The 12,352-nt window shown below is 58.4% G+C and carries 14 protein-coding genes; 8 read left to right on the forward strand and 6 right to left on the reverse strand.

Annotation, left to right across the window (positions count from 1 at the left end; all coding sequences use genetic code 11):
- Window positions 1-11: 11 nt before the first annotated feature.
- Both msrP and V7Z56_RS00715 read left to right on the forward strand, forming a co-directional pair.
- Window positions 12-983 carry a protein-methionine-sulfoxide reductase catalytic subunit MsrP gene (msrP, locus tag V7Z56_RS00710; RefSeq protein WP_334127417.1) on the forward strand — a complete coding sequence of 324 codons (972 nt, stop codon included), beginning with the start codon at window positions 12-14 and terminating at the stop codon, window positions 981-983.
- 118 nt (window positions 984-1,101) lie between these two features.
- Window positions 1,102-1,395 carry a ferritin-like domain-containing protein gene (locus V7Z56_RS00715; protein ID WP_334127418.1) on the forward strand — a complete coding sequence of 98 codons (294 nt, stop codon included), beginning with the start codon at window positions 1,102-1,104 and terminating at the stop codon, window positions 1,393-1,395.
- Between the two features lie 764 nt (window positions 1,396-2,159).
- Here the strand turns inward: V7Z56_RS00715 and V7Z56_RS00720 are convergent.
- The 3 genes from V7Z56_RS00720 to V7Z56_RS00730 form a co-directional block, all read right to left on the reverse strand.
- Window positions 2,160-3,050 carry a LysR family transcriptional regulator gene (locus V7Z56_RS00720; protein ID WP_334127419.1) on the reverse strand — a complete coding sequence of 297 codons (891 nt, stop codon included), beginning with the start codon at window positions 3,048-3,050 and terminating at the stop codon, window positions 2,160-2,162.
- Window positions 3,051-3,103: 53 nt separating this feature from the next.
- Window positions 3,104-4,072, reverse strand: a complete 969-nt coding sequence (gene trxB, locus V7Z56_RS00725; protein WP_334127420.1) for a thioredoxin-disulfide reductase — start codon at window positions 4,070-4,072, stop codon at window positions 3,104-3,106.
- Between the two features lie 110 nt (window positions 4,073-4,182).
- A complete protein-coding gene (locus tag V7Z56_RS00730) occupies window positions 4,183-5,181 on the reverse strand; it encodes a mitochondrial fission ELM1 family protein (RefSeq protein WP_334127421.1) in 999 nt (332 codons plus the stop codon).
- A 144-nt stretch (window positions 5,182-5,325) separates the two neighbouring features.
- On the opposite strand from V7Z56_RS00730, the gene V7Z56_RS00735 reads away from it, so the two are divergent.
- Window positions 5,326-5,820: an Lrp/AsnC family transcriptional regulator gene (locus V7Z56_RS00735; RefSeq protein ID WP_334127422.1), complete on the forward strand. Its 495-nt coding sequence runs from the start codon at window positions 5,326-5,328 to the stop codon at window positions 5,818-5,820.
- 80 nt (window positions 5,821-5,900) lie between these two features.
- Window positions 5,901-6,179, forward strand: a complete 279-nt coding sequence (locus V7Z56_RS00740; RefSeq protein WP_334127423.1) for a hypothetical protein — start codon at window positions 5,901-5,903, stop codon at window positions 6,177-6,179.
- 377 nt (window positions 6,180-6,556) lie between these two features.
- Here V7Z56_RS00740 and V7Z56_RS00745 read toward each other — a convergent pair whose 3' ends face one another.
- On the reverse strand, window positions 6,557-6,742 hold the full coding sequence (locus V7Z56_RS00745) for a DUF1192 domain-containing protein (RefSeq protein WP_334127424.1): 186 nt from the start codon (window positions 6,740-6,742) through the stop codon (window positions 6,557-6,559).
- Between the two features lie 109 nt (window positions 6,743-6,851).
- Here V7Z56_RS00745 and V7Z56_RS00750 point away from each other — a divergent pair, with 109 nt between their 5' ends.
- From V7Z56_RS00750 to V7Z56_RS00760, 3 genes are all read left to right on the forward strand, one after another.
- Window positions 6,852-7,856: an NAD(P)H-quinone oxidoreductase gene (locus V7Z56_RS00750; RefSeq protein ID WP_334127425.1), complete on the forward strand. Its 1,005-nt coding sequence runs from the start codon at window positions 6,852-6,854 to the stop codon at window positions 7,854-7,856.
- 86 nt (window positions 7,857-7,942) lie between these two features.
- The gene (locus V7Z56_RS00755) at window positions 7,943-8,713 is read left to right on the forward strand and encodes a DUF1013 domain-containing protein (protein WP_334127426.1); all 771 of its coding nucleotides are present in this window, start codon (window positions 7,943-7,945) and stop codon (window positions 8,711-8,713) included.
- Window positions 8,714-8,839: 126 nt separating this feature from the next.
- Entirely contained in the window at window positions 8,840-10,744 is a 1,905-nt protein-coding gene (locus V7Z56_RS00760) for a propionyl-CoA synthetase (protein ID WP_334127427.1), read from the forward strand.
- A gap of 18 nt (window positions 10,745-10,762) precedes the next feature.
- Here the strand turns inward: V7Z56_RS00760 and V7Z56_RS00765 are convergent, their stop codons facing one another.
- The gene (locus V7Z56_RS00765) at window positions 10,763-11,254 is read right to left on the reverse strand and encodes a response regulator transcription factor (protein ID WP_334127428.1); all 492 of its coding nucleotides are present in this window, start codon (window positions 11,252-11,254) and stop codon (window positions 10,763-10,765) included.
- Between the two features lie 134 nt (window positions 11,255-11,388).
- Between V7Z56_RS00765 and V7Z56_RS00770 the strand changes: the two genes are divergently transcribed.
- On the forward strand, window positions 11,389-11,778 hold the full coding sequence (locus tag V7Z56_RS00770; RefSeq protein ID WP_334127429.1) for a cupin domain-containing protein: 390 nt from the start codon (window positions 11,389-11,391) through the stop codon (window positions 11,776-11,778).
- A gap of 85 nt (window positions 11,779-11,863) precedes the next feature.
- Here the strand turns inward: V7Z56_RS00770 and greA are convergent, their stop codons facing one another.
- Window positions 11,864-12,340, reverse strand: coding sequence for a transcription elongation factor GreA (gene greA / locus V7Z56_RS00775; protein WP_334127430.1), 477 nt, complete (start codon window positions 12,338-12,340; stop codon window positions 11,864-11,866).
- Between the last annotated feature and the right edge of the window lie 12 nt (window positions 12,341-12,352).

Raw genomic sequence — 12,352 nt, forward strand, 5'->3', positions numbered from 1 at the left:
AGGATATGCCGATGCTGATCAAGCGGCCCAAAGGCTGGGAACTTCCCGAAGCCAGCGCAACGTCGGAAAATGTCTATCATGAGCGCCGCCGCATTTTGAAGGCGATGGCGGGGGCCGGACTCATTGGTTCGACATCCCTGCTGGGCCTGCCGCGCCGGTTATCTGCCGAGGACGCCGCGCCGGGAGATGCCCTCTATCCGGCCGCGCGCAATGATCGCTATCAGGTGACACGGCCTCTTACCGATGAGCGTCTGGTAACGACATATAACAATTTCTACGAATTCGGATCGCATAAGGAAATCCACAAGGCGGCGCAGAAGCTGAAAACCAGCCCCTGGCGCGTCACCATCGACGGCATGGTCGAAAAGCCGCTCGAGTTTGATATCGAGGAGCTGCTGGCCCGAGTGCCGCTGGAAGAACGACTTTATCGCCTCCGCTGTGTCGAGGCGTGGTCGATGGTTATCCCCTGGACGGGTTTCCCGATGAAAGAGCTCGTGAAGCTCGCGGCCCCGCTCTCCTCGGCGCAATATGTTGTCATGCAGACATTCGAGGATAAAGCGGTCGCGCCCGGTCAGAAGCAGTTCTGGTACCCCTGGCCCTATACGGAAGGGCTGACAATCGCTGAGGCGACCAATGACCTCGCCTTTCTCGCGACGGGCCTTTACGGCAGGCCGATGCCGAAACAAAATGGCGCGCCGCTGCGACTGGTGACGCCCTGGAAATACGGGTTTAAATCCGCCAAGTCACTGGTCCGTTTCACCTTTACCGACAAGCGGCCGGTCACCTTCTGGGAAGCGCTGGCCGCATCCGAGTATGGCTTCTGGGCCAACGTCAATCCCGAGGTCCCGCATCCGCGCTGGTCGCAGGCGACCGAGCGCGACGTCGGCAGCGGGGAGCGGATCCCGACGCAGATTTATAACGGCTATGGCGAGTTCGTTGCCGATCTGTATCAGGATATGCCGGGCGAGAAGCTCTTTACGTGACGGAGCAGCGCATCTCCCGCGATAATCTCCGCCTTGCCGCCGCGGATTTTCGGTTGCCGCTCCGCCCTGCGCGGCGGTATTCTTGAGCGAATGATAGCAACATAAAGGAGGAGGGGGCATGGCCAGCGAAGGATATCACGAACCGATCGAAGAGCTTTCCGATGAGACCCGCGACATGCACCGGGCGATCGTCTCGCTGATGGAGGAGCTTGAAGCCGTTGACTGGTACAATCAGCGGGTAGACGCGTGCAAGGATCCGGAACTCAAGAAAATTCTTGAACATAATCGCGATGAAGAGAAGGAGCATGCGGCTATGGTGCTCGAATGGGTGCGCCGCCGCGATCCGAAGCTGGATAAGGAACTGCGGGACTATCTATTCAAGGATGGCGACATTAGCGACCACCACGACTAACCCAAAAAAAAAGCCGACCACGTGAGTGGCCGGCCAGTCTGACAGGGAGGTGCATCTCAGAAGATGCATGGGACAAGCAGGATAGGGAGGGTGCCGCTTGTCCCGACCGGAAGGTTCCGGTCATGAGATGATGCTCAATAGATCATCCATAGTAGATATTGGGCAGCGGCGTTTTTTTTGTACCGTCAAAAAGACATGGCTGCCATGTCTTTTCGTCATGAGGTCGAGGGCGATCTCCCAAAAAAAGACCGGCCTCAATTAAGAGGCCGGCTAGTCTAACAGGGAGGCATTGCCTTGCGGCAACACAGATTACATGCGATTGGGAGGAATACATGTAATCAATACCAGCAGGGAGGGCTGGTATAGGGGAGATGCTGCGTCGCAACATCCATGGACAATAAATAGCTAATCCCAGGGCAATCTTCCAGTTACATTATTGCAGTGCACATATGCAATCCATGCATGGCTGCCGGAGCGAGCGCTTTTCGCTTTATCAAAGGGTAATTAAGAATAACCTTTATGAAACTGCGAAAAAAAGGCCGGCCTCAATTAAGAGGCCGGCAAGTCTAACAGGGAGGTAATATGTCAATAGACATAAAATTGCATAAATCAGGGAGGAGATTTTGCAATTTCTTCAAGATGGGAGGTCTTGAAGGAGCGGTATGCTGCGTCGCAACATCGCTCGCCCTCTTTATATGAAATCGCGAGACCTCAGGAAAGCGCAATCTTGGCAACTCTCGTATGCATCGCCCGCATGGCTGGCCTCAGAAGGCGTATTCGGCGACCTTGCGGATGAGAAAATCACGGAAGATATTGACGCGTTTGGATTTGCGCAGCTCTTCGGGATAGACATAGTAGGAATCGAATGTCGGGCCGCCGACTTCGGGCAGGATACGGACGACATTCGTATGGCCATGCACGATATAGTCGGGTAGCCCCGCAATCCCGAGGCCGCTCTGCACCGCGAGGAGAAGGCCGTTGACGTTGTTGACCTTGAAAATTGGCTCCTTTATCCGCCCGATCTTGGAGAGTTCCCGCGCCAGCCAGTTTACGTTGGAGAGATTGGCCGGAGCCTCGTCGCCATAGGTAATCAGGCTGCTGTCCAGCAGATCCTCGATCCGCGTCGGGGTGCCGTGCTTCTTGAGATATTCGGGGGACGCATAGACATGGTGGTTGATTGCCATCAGCTTGCGCTGAATGAGGTCGGGCTGCTGCGGTGCGCGCATCCGGATCGCGATATCCGCTTCGCGCATCCCAAGGTCGAGTTCCCGGTCGGCCAGGATCAGGTTGACGGTAATTCCGGGATAAAGCTCGATAAACTCGCGAATGCGCGGCGTCAGCCAGTTCGCGCCGAGCCCGACGGTCGCCGTTACGCGCAACTCCCCCGACGGCTTTTCATGCGCATCCATAAGCCGTGCCTCCGTCATCGCAAGTTTGGCCGAGACGTCGCGGGCGGTATCAAACAGAAGCTCGCCCTGCTCGGTCAGCAACAGGCCGCGCGCGTGGCGATGAAACAGGGAAACGTTCAGGCTTTCTTCAAGCGCGCTGATCTGCCGGCTGACGGCTGACTGGCTGAGGTGCAGGATCTCGCCCGCCCGTGTGAAGCTGCCAGCCTGCGCGACCGCATGAAATATACGTAACTTGTCCCAGTCCATATTCTCTCTGAGACGGCTCGCCCGGGTCTTTTCTGGCTCTCCGTCCTGCCTCCCTATTCGGCCGCCTCTGCCGATTCACTCTCATTTTCTGCGATGAACTTTTCGGCTTCGAGGGCCGCCATGCAGCCCGTTCCGGCCGCGGTCACGGCCTGGCGGTAGATTTTATCCTGCACATCGCCCGCCGCGAAAATGCCGGGAATGTTGGTGCGCGTCGTGCCCGGCACAGTGATAAGATAGCCTTCCGCGTCCATATCCAGCTTACCTTTGAAGAGCTCCGTGTTCGGCTTGTGGCCGATCGCGACAAAGACGCCATGCACCGGAATGTCGGTGACCTCGCCGGTCTTCACATTGCGAAGCCGCGCCGCGGTGACGCCGAGTGGATCCTCCGTACCGATAACCTCCTCAAGCACGCTGTCCCAGATAACCTCGATCTTCGGGTTCTTCTTCAGCCGGTCGATGAGTATTTTTTCCGCCCGGAGTTCATCGCGGCGATGGACCAGCGTGACCCTGTCCGCATGATTGGTGAGGTAAATGGCCTCTTCGACCGCGGTGTTGCCGCCGCCGATCACCATCACATTCTTGCCGCGATAGAAAAATCCGTCGCAGGTTGCGCAGGCCGAAACGCCAAAGCCCATGAATTTCTGCTCTGACGGCAGGCCAAGCCATTTGGCCGTGGCGCCCGTCGCGATGATGACGGTTTCGGCAATGTATTTGGCGCCGGAATCACCCGTAGCGACGAACGGGCGGCGAGTGACGTCAAGGTCGACGATATAGTCGCTGATGATGCGCGTGCCGACATTGCGAGCCTGCGCCTCCATCTGCTCCATCAGCCACGGGCCCTGGATCGTCTCGGCAAAGCCGGGGTAATTCTCGACATCGGTGGTAATCGTCAGCTGCCCGCCGGGCTGAAGGCCATGCACGAGGATGGGATTGAGCGACGCACGCGCGGCATAGATCGCTGCTGTTGCCCCCGCCGGGCCCGATCCGATGATGAGAACTTCTGTGTGGTGCACGTCCGACATGGGGAACTCCGGGGGTTAGCTGATTCTTTTTGATACCAGATTATGTATATATTGTGGCGCAGCCATGCAAGGGGAGGGTGACGCTTTGCCGCGCTGCGCAAACGAAAAGGTCAGCGGCCCTGTTGCCGATCCGCCAGAATGCGCGCAACTTTAGCGGCAATCCGGCGCGTTTCCTGAAGCGGCGGCGTGTGCCACTCCTCAAGATGGCCGTGAAAGGGGCGCGTGTAGCCCTTTTGCTGCAGGCTGCTGTGAAAATAATTGAACTTCCGGTTGCCGCCCGGCAGCTCGAAAATATAGACCGGTTTCCCTGCCGCACAGGCCTCGCAGACCATATTGACCGAATCTCCCGTCACGATCAGCGCATCGGCGAGCGCAAGATATCCGAAATAGGGGTTTTCCCCCTCGCCTGTCCAGAGCCGGTGCGGCAGCGACGCGAGGGCGCCGCGGAGGATCGCCTCATTTTCCGCGCCCGTCCGGCGCGAGGTGGTGACAAGAAAGCTGGCGCCGGTTTCCTTCTGCAAGGATGTGAGTTTTGCGGCGAGATCGCGCATGACGTTCTCGTTCATGTCATAGCAGCGGTTGCTCCCGCCGACGAGGACAGTGACGAGCGGGCGCGGGAGATCAGCAACCTCGGGCGCGAAGCGGGACGCGGCCTCCTGCAATATTTTCGGCGTGATGCGGCCGAGCGATCCGATACTGACAAGGACGTTCGGTCCGCGCAGGCGGTCGTGTTCGGGGATAATCACAAGATCGAAGCGCGCGGCATCACAGTTCGGCGTCTGAATGTGGATCGTGAATGTGTCCGGGCCGTTTGCCTTTTTTATTGCAAGGCTCATCGGTATGGCCTGCCGGCCGCAGGTAATCAGAACATCCGGCCAGGGCGGGGTCAGCAGGTCGCCTTGCGGGCTGAGACGTTTCAGCGGATCCAGCCACAGCTGCGGCGGCAGCCAGCGCCACGGGCGCGTGGTCGCTATTCGTTTGACGGTAAAATCAAGGCCGAGCGCCTCCGCAAGGCCGATACACTGGTTTTCCATCCCGGCGCTGCCGTCGGTGACGACCCAGCAGGACGGCCTGTGTTGTCCATTTTCGTCATGCATACCTGCTGGCATAGAATGCCGTTCCTTCGCCGGTCAAGCGATTTGACGGGGCGGCGGTAATTTTACTGCGGCTTCGGGATGCTTTGTACGTCTATCTCCTTGGCGCGGGGTAATCTTTGTAATAATATTGCGCGCTAATGACAGTCGGAGGACATAATGCAACGCGTTAAGCTTGATGAAATAGATCGCCGGATTCTGCATGACCTGCAGGAAGACGGACGCATCACCAATGTTGAGCTGGCGAAAAACGCCGGCATTTCAGCGCCTCCCTGTTTGCGCCGGGTCCGGGCGCTCGAAGAAGCGGGGTATATTGAAGGCTATCATGCCCGCCTTAACCCGGAGCAGCTTGGGTTTGGCGTGACTATTTTTGCGCTCGTCGGCCTGCAAAGCCAGGCGGAGGCGGATCTCACCGCGTTTGAAAATCTCGTCAACAGCTGGCCGCTGGTGCGGGAATGCTACATGCTGGCGGGGGAGAATGACTTTATCCTGAAGGTGGTGGCGAAAGATTGGGATACCTATCAGACTTTCCTCACCAACAAGCTGACCGCCGCGCCGAATGTCGCGCATGTCAAAACCTCGCTCGGCATCCGCGTCTCCAAATTCCTGCCGGGCGTGCCGGTTGCGCTCGATGAGACGAAAGCCGGAAGCTGAGAAAGCGGGCGAGGGTTAGCGGAAAATTAACCAAAAACGGGTCATACTGTTTGCCGTATTCGCAAACTGAGGGCATCGCAGTGACCCATTTTCTGGTAACCGAAGAAAATCCGTCAGGAAAAAAGCTGGAAGAGATTCTGGCGATGGTGCGCAAGGACATCCTGGACCGCTGCGCGCTGATAACTGATGATCCGAGGCCCGAGGCGCGGGCCGTTCTCACCAACAACATGCGTATTCTGAACCTTCTGACGGACGCCATTCTGCTCGCCGAGGACAGCACGAGCATCCTCGACAAGGCGTTTGGTCCGAGCCAGAGCGCGAAAGGCGGCCTGCCGCGTATCGGGGTTCCGGAAAAATAGACAAGTAACTGAAATTATTGAGGGGGCTGCCATTACGGCGCCCCCTCTTTTTTGCCTCTACCTGTCAGACTTGCTGCTGATGGGCAAATTAGAACTCTGAATTGAAAACCGAGTCAAGGGGAATACATACAATTTTTTGTTAAATGCCCCATACAAAAAAAGAGCCGCCCGGAGAAGGGCGGCTCAAGTCAACAGGGAGGCGTCATAAAGACTGGAAAAGTGCTTCCAATCAACGCAGCCCGGTCAGGGGCCGCACTATCAGATTAATAAGAAAAGATTAAATTATGGTTAACAAATATACTGATTCTCAAGGTATTGTCCACAAGCTTGTCTCCTGATTCGGGACGCCCCTACGAACGAGCGATCTGCCGACGCCGTCAGCTTTTGAAAAAACCGGCCGCGGCGTTCTGTGCCAGACGCTTTCGCTCGATCATCGACTTCGCCCGCGCAATCTCGGTGTCGAGGTCGGCGATATAGTCTTCGAGCTCGGCAATGGACATGCTGTCAAAATTCATTCCGCGCAGTGATTGTGCGCTTCTGTCCTCATCATCATCGCTTGTCATTGTCGCATTCCTCAATATGCTATGCATCCCGAGACAGAATACGCAAAGACGTCCGGAATGTCGCGTTATATGAGCTGACGTGTGACAGTCCGCAAGCCTGGAGAATAGCATGACAAGCGTGCCAAAAACGATGACCGCGATTGAAATCAAGGAGTTCGGCGGACCGGAAATGCTGGTGCCGACGACGCGTCCGGTGCCGGAGCCGGGCCATGATGAAGTGCTGATCAAGGTTGCCGCGGCCGGGATCAACCGCCCGGACGTCCTGCAGCGCATGGGCGGCTATGCGCCGCCGCCCGGCGCATCGGACATTCCGGGGCTCGAAATCTCGGGCACGGTTGTCGCGCGGGGCGCCGGCGTCACCCGTTACAAGGAAGGCGACCAGCTGTGCGCGCTGGTGGCGGGCGGCGGCTACGCGGAATATTGCGTCGCGCCGGAAGCCCAGTGCCTCGACATTCCGAAAGGGTTCGATCTCGTCGAGGCCGCGGCGCTTCCGGAAACCTTCTTCACGGTCTGGACGAATGTGTTCGATCGCGGCCGCCTCGATGGCGGGGAGAGCTTCCTCGTCCATGGCGGCGCAAGCGGCATCGGAACGACGGCCATCCAGCTTGCCCGGGCGTTCGGCGCGCGGGTCTTTGCGACGGCATCGACCGATGACAAATGCCGGGCGATCGAGGAACTCGGCGCGGAGCGGGGGATCAACTACAGGGAGGAGGATTTCGTCAAGGTCGTCAAGGAGCTGACGGACGGCAAGGGCGTCGATCTGATCCTTGATATGGTCGGCGGCGACTACATCCAGCGCAATCTCAGCGCGCTCGCCGTTGAAGGGCGGCTGGTCTATATCGCCTTCCTCGGCGGCCCCAAGGCAACGGTCAATTTCGCGCCTGTGATGCTGAAACGCCTTACCATCACCGGCTCTACCTTGCGCCCGCAGTCGGTGCAGGCGAAAGCCGAGATCGGCGAGCGGTTGAAAGAGAAGGTCTGGCCGCTTCTTTCCGCGGGAACGGTGAAGCCTGTTATCGACAGCGTATTTTCGCTGGATGAGGCGGCCGAAGCACACCGCCGGATTGATGATTCCGGCCATATCGGGAAAATTGTTTTGCAGGTTTTGATGTAGACTTCGAGACTGTTTTTCTCCATATACAGTACAGGAAACAGTTCCAGGTCGTGATCAGCGAAGATCAGACCGTCAAAGGAGATTTTATGGTTACGCCATTATTACCAAAGGCGACGGCCGTTTGGCTAATCGACAATACATCTTTGTCCTTTCAGCAGATCGCCGATTTTTGCGGTTTGCACCCTCTTGAGGTGCAGGGCATCGCGGATGGTGAAGTTGCCGTCGGGATTGTCGGTCAGGATCCGATTGCCAATGGCCAGTTGACGCAGGAAGAGCTTGATCGCTGTCAGGGCGATCCGTCGGCCCGCCTCAAGATCAGCAAGCCGACCGCCGATGTGCCGCAGCCGCGCCGTCGGGGCGGGCGTTACACGCCGGTGTCGCGCCGCGGCGACCGGCCGGATGCGATTGCATGGCTGGTGAAATTCCACCCCGAGCTGACCGACGCGCAAATCTCGAAGCTGATCGGAACGACGAAGGCGACGATCAATGCGGTCCGTGACCGCACCCATTGGAACGCGCAGAACATTCGCCCGCGCGATCCGGTAAGCCTTGGCATCTGCACGCAGCTCGAACTTGATGAGGCGGTTCAGAAATCCGCACATCGCCGCAAGGAAGAGGATCACGAGAAGCTGATGGAAGAGGTTGCGGCCGCCGTCGCGGCCGAAGCGGCAGCGGTTCCCCTCACGCCTTACGAGCTTAAAAAGCAGCAGGCGCAGAAGGAAGACGCCTTTGATCCCCGCGCGGAAGCGGAGGCGGTGTTCGGAAAATCGACCAGCCGCAAATCAGAGGAAGAGCTGGAAAAAGAAGCCGCGGCGAAGCGTCTTGAAGATCTTTTCAAGTCTTCCTCAAAAGACTGACACATTCGACCAAGTAAAAAGCCCGCGACGACTTGTCGCGGGCTTTTTTTACGGCACTCTCTATTGACATCGGCAGGTCCGACCAGTTCATTTAGTAGGTAGAAAAATTTCAACCGGAGACGACCCATGACAAGCTATGAAACGGATTATCGGTTATCGCTGGAGAAGCCCGATGTCTTCTGGGCCGGGGCTGCCGAAAGTATCAGCTGGTCTAAGCCCTGGGATCGTGTACTCAACGATGACAAGCCACCCTTTTACCGCTGGTTTGAAGGGGCGGAGCTGAACACCTGCTACAACTGCCTCGACCGTCATGTCGAGGAGGGGCGGGGGGAGCAGGCGGCGCTGATTTATGACAGCCCCGTCACCGGCCAGGTCCGGAAATTCACCTACCGTGAATTTACCGATATTGTCGCCCGTTTTGCCGGCGCACTTGCGGCGAAAGGCGTCAAGAAGGGCGACCGCGTACTTATATATATGCCGATGGTGCCGGAAGCGGCCGTGGCGATGCTGGCCTGCGCGCGGATCGGCGCCATCCATAGCGTCGTTTTTGGCGGCTTCGCGCCCAAAGAGCTGGCGACGCGGATCAACGATGCGAAGCCCGTCGCCATTCTTGCCGCATCGTGCGGTATCGAGCCCTCAAGGACCATCGGCTACAAGCCGCTGATCGACGAAGCGATTGACATGTCGACCCACAAGCCGGAGACGGTGGTTATCCTGCAGCGCCCGGAATGTCTGGCCGAGCTTCGCCCCGGCCGGGACTATGACTGGCGGGAGCTGGAAGCGGCCGCGACGCCTGCGCCGTGCGTTCCCGTTGCGGCAACCGATCCGCTTTATATCCTCTACACATCCGGGACGACCGGTGTGCCGAAGGGCGTGGTGCGCGATAACGGCGGCCATGCGGTCGCGCTCCGCTGGTCCATGCAATATGTCTATAACATCAACCCGGGGGAGGTATTCTGGGCGGCATCGGATGTCGGCTGGGTGGTCGGGCATTCCTATATCGTCTATGCGCCGCTTCTGCATGGCTGCACGACGATCCTTTACGAGGGCAAGCCGGTCGGGACGCCCGATGCGGGCGCGTTCTGGCGCGTCATTCAGGATCACAAGGTCAAAGCCCTTTTTACCGCGCCGACCGCATTCCGCGCGATCCGTCAGCAGGATCCGGAAGGAAAGCATATCGGAAAATATGATCTCGGTCATTTCGATACGCTGTTTCTGGCCGGGGAGCGGGCCGATCCGGACACCATCATCTGGGCGCAGCAGCAGTTGAAAGTCCCGGTCATCGATCACTGGTGGCAGACGGAAACCGGCTGGGCGATCGGCGCCAACTGCATGGGCTACGGGATGAAGCCCGTCAAGCTTGGCAGCCCGACCTTCCCGGTGCCGGGATATGACATCCGCGTCATCAACGAAGCCGATGGAAAGAGTGAAATGAAACGCGGGGAGATCGGCGCGATCGCCGTGAAACTTCCCCTGCCGCCGGGCTCGCTACCGACGCTTTGGCAGAATGACGCGGGCTTCGTGAAATCCTACATGGCCGATATTCCGGGCTACTATAAAACGGGCGATGCCGGCTATATCGACGAGGAGGGGTATCTCTTCGTCATGGCGCGCACCGACGATATCATCAACGTCGCGGGGCATCGCCTCTCGACCGGAGGCATGGAGGAGGCGCTCGCCTCGCATCCCGAGGTTGCCGAATGCGCGGTCGTCGGCGTTCAAGATCCCCTGAAAGGGCAGGTGCCGGTTGGCTTTGTCGTGCTCAACATGGGGGTGAACCGCCCGAAGGAAGAAATCGAGAAGGAGCTTGTCGCCATCGTTCGTGAAAAGATCGGACCGGTTGCGGCCTTCAAGCTCGCCCTGATCGTGGGCAGGCTGCCGAAGACGCGCTCCGGCAAGATCTTGCGGGGCGTCATGCGAAAGATTGCCGACGGGGAGCCCTACAACGCGCCCGCAACCATCGACGATCCGGCCGTTCTCGACGAGATTACCGAAATACTGGCAAGCGCCGGCTATCCGCTGAAAAAGTAAGCGGAGCGCCCGTCGCGATTATCGCTTCCGGCGCTCGGTGCCGCCAAAGCCACCGGCTGACCGGCGGCGCCGGTCGGGACCGATGAAATCGACCGCCTTGATGAACGGGCGGGGATTCTCGATCATCCAGACGAGCCGGTCGTGCAATGCGCCGAAGGACACCGGCTTGGCGAGAAACTCCGTCGCGCCAGCATCGCGCGCGGCAAGAACGTCGGCGACACTCACCTGGCCGGTCAGCACGAGGATCGGGGTGTCGTAATCGACATTTCGCTCCGCCTGACGAATGCGGCGGATCAGGTCGAGCCCGTTGCCCGACCCAAGGATAAGATCGGTGATGATGATATCGGCAGGTTGCTCCGCCATCATCTGCAGGCAGCTCTCCGCGTCGGAACAGCCGCGGATGTTGACGATGTCCATGGAGGAGAGGAGGCTCCTGAGAAACCGTTGCATTTCCCTGTTATCATCGACGAAAAGAACCCGAAGGTTTTTGAGTTTGGGGAATTCAGACATGGGACTGATTTCTTCTTGCCGGCATTGGTCGTTTCCGCATGGGGAGCTATATTAGCGAAGAAATCCTAATATTCCTTAAATGGCAGGGATGCGATCAGGCCGCTGAGCGCGGAACAAGAGAGAAGGAAGCTCATATGCCGAAAGCGATTGATATCAGGAAGGTGCTCGATACCCTGACCCCGCTCAAAGCCCGGGGGCCGCAGACGAGCGACGCGGAAGCGGCGGCGGCCTTTGCAAATCTTGCTAAATTCGGAAATGGCGCCGTTTTCACCGGCAGTTTCGATGGCGCCAGCCCGTGGGAGAGGCATCAGGGCGGCGATGAGCTGGTGCAGGTGCTGGCCGGAGAGACGGAACTCACGATCCTCGGGCGCGAGGGCGGGGAAGACAGGCTCATCTTGAAAAGCGGCATGCTGACCGTGGTCCCGAAGGGCTGCTGGCATCGCTTCAACGCACCCAGCGGCGTCACCGTTCTCACCGTTACGCCCCAGCCAACGGAACATTCCAGCGCGGATGACCCGCGCTGAAATCCAGTCCTGAAGGGAAATGGGTACGCCAGACATAATAAAACCCCTGAATCATCTTCAGGAGCACAAACGTAAAACCGAAGTATCAGCCCTGATAGCGGACTTCGATTACTTCATATGCCTTGGCGCCGCCGGGCGTCATTACTTCAACACTGTCGCCCTGTTCCTTGCCGATCAGCGCGCGCGCAAGCGGTGCGGTGATGGAAAGGCGGCCTTCCTCGATGTTGCTTTCATCCTCACCGACGATCTGGTAGCTGGTCTCCTCGTCGGTGTCTTCGTCGGCGAGCAGGATCGTTGCGCCAAATTTGATCTGGCGACCGGAGATCGAGGCGACATCGATGACTTCGGCCCGGCTCAGCTTGTCCTGAAGCTCGGCGATACGCCCTTCGATAAGCGACTGCTGCTCCTTCGCGGCGTGATATTCGGCGTTTTCTGAAAGATCCCCATGATCGCGCGCCGTCGCGATTGCCTGGATAACCGCCGGGCGAGCCGTTGATTTCAACTCTTTCAATTCTTTTTCAAGCCGCGCATAACCCGCAGCCGTCATCGGTAGTCTTTCCATTTGAAATCTCGA

The sequence above is a fragment of the Sneathiella sp. genome, from assembly GCF_036844445.1.
Classification (GTDB): domain Bacteria; phylum Pseudomonadota; class Alphaproteobacteria; order Sneathiellales; family Sneathiellaceae; genus Sneathiella.

Excerpts from the sequence above, each read along its gene's own strand:
- V7Z56_RS00720 (WP_334127419.1), bottom strand. The coding sequence starts at position 3,050 with ATGGACTGGGACAAGTTACGTATATTTCATGCGGTCGCGCAGGCTGGC.
- V7Z56_RS00745 (WP_334127424.1), bottom strand. The coding sequence starts at position 6,742 with ATGACAAGCGATGATGATGAGGACAGAAGCGCACAATCACTGCGCGGA.
- V7Z56_RS00755 (WP_334127426.1), top strand. The coding sequence starts at position 7,943 with ATGGTTACGCCATTATTACCAAAGGCGACGGCCGTTTGGCTAATCGAC.
- V7Z56_RS00750 (WP_334127425.1), top strand. The coding sequence starts at position 6,852 with ATGACAAGCGTGCCAAAAACGATGACCGCGATTGAAATCAAGGAGTTC.
- V7Z56_RS00715 (WP_334127418.1), top strand. The coding sequence starts at position 1,102 with ATGGCCAGCGAAGGATATCACGAACCGATCGAAGAGCTTTCCGATGAG.
- trxB (WP_334127420.1), bottom strand. The coding sequence starts at position 4,072 with ATGTCGGACGTGCACCACACAGAAGTTCTCATCATCGGATCGGGCCCG.
- greA (WP_334127430.1), bottom strand. The coding sequence starts at position 12,340 with ATGGAAAGACTACCGATGACGGCTGCGGGTTATGCGCGGCTTGAAAAA.
- V7Z56_RS00765 (WP_334127428.1), bottom strand. The coding sequence starts at position 11,254 with ATGTCTGAATTCCCCAAACTCAAAAACCTTCGGGTTCTTTTCGTCGAT.
- msrP (WP_334127417.1), top strand. The coding sequence starts at position 12 with ATGCTGATCAAGCGGCCCAAAGGCTGGGAACTTCCCGAAGCCAGCGCA.
- V7Z56_RS00730 (WP_334127421.1), bottom strand. The coding sequence starts at position 5,181 with ATGCCAGCAGGTATGCATGACGAAAATGGACAACACAGGCCGTCCTGC.
- V7Z56_RS00760 (WP_334127427.1), top strand. The coding sequence starts at position 8,840 with ATGACAAGCTATGAAACGGATTATCGGTTATCGCTGGAGAAGCCCGAT.
- V7Z56_RS00735 (WP_334127422.1), top strand. The coding sequence starts at position 5,326 with ATGCAACGCGTTAAGCTTGATGAAATAGATCGCCGGATTCTGCATGAC.
- V7Z56_RS00770 (WP_334127429.1), top strand. The coding sequence starts at position 11,389 with ATGCCGAAAGCGATTGATATCAGGAAGGTGCTCGATACCCTGACCCCG.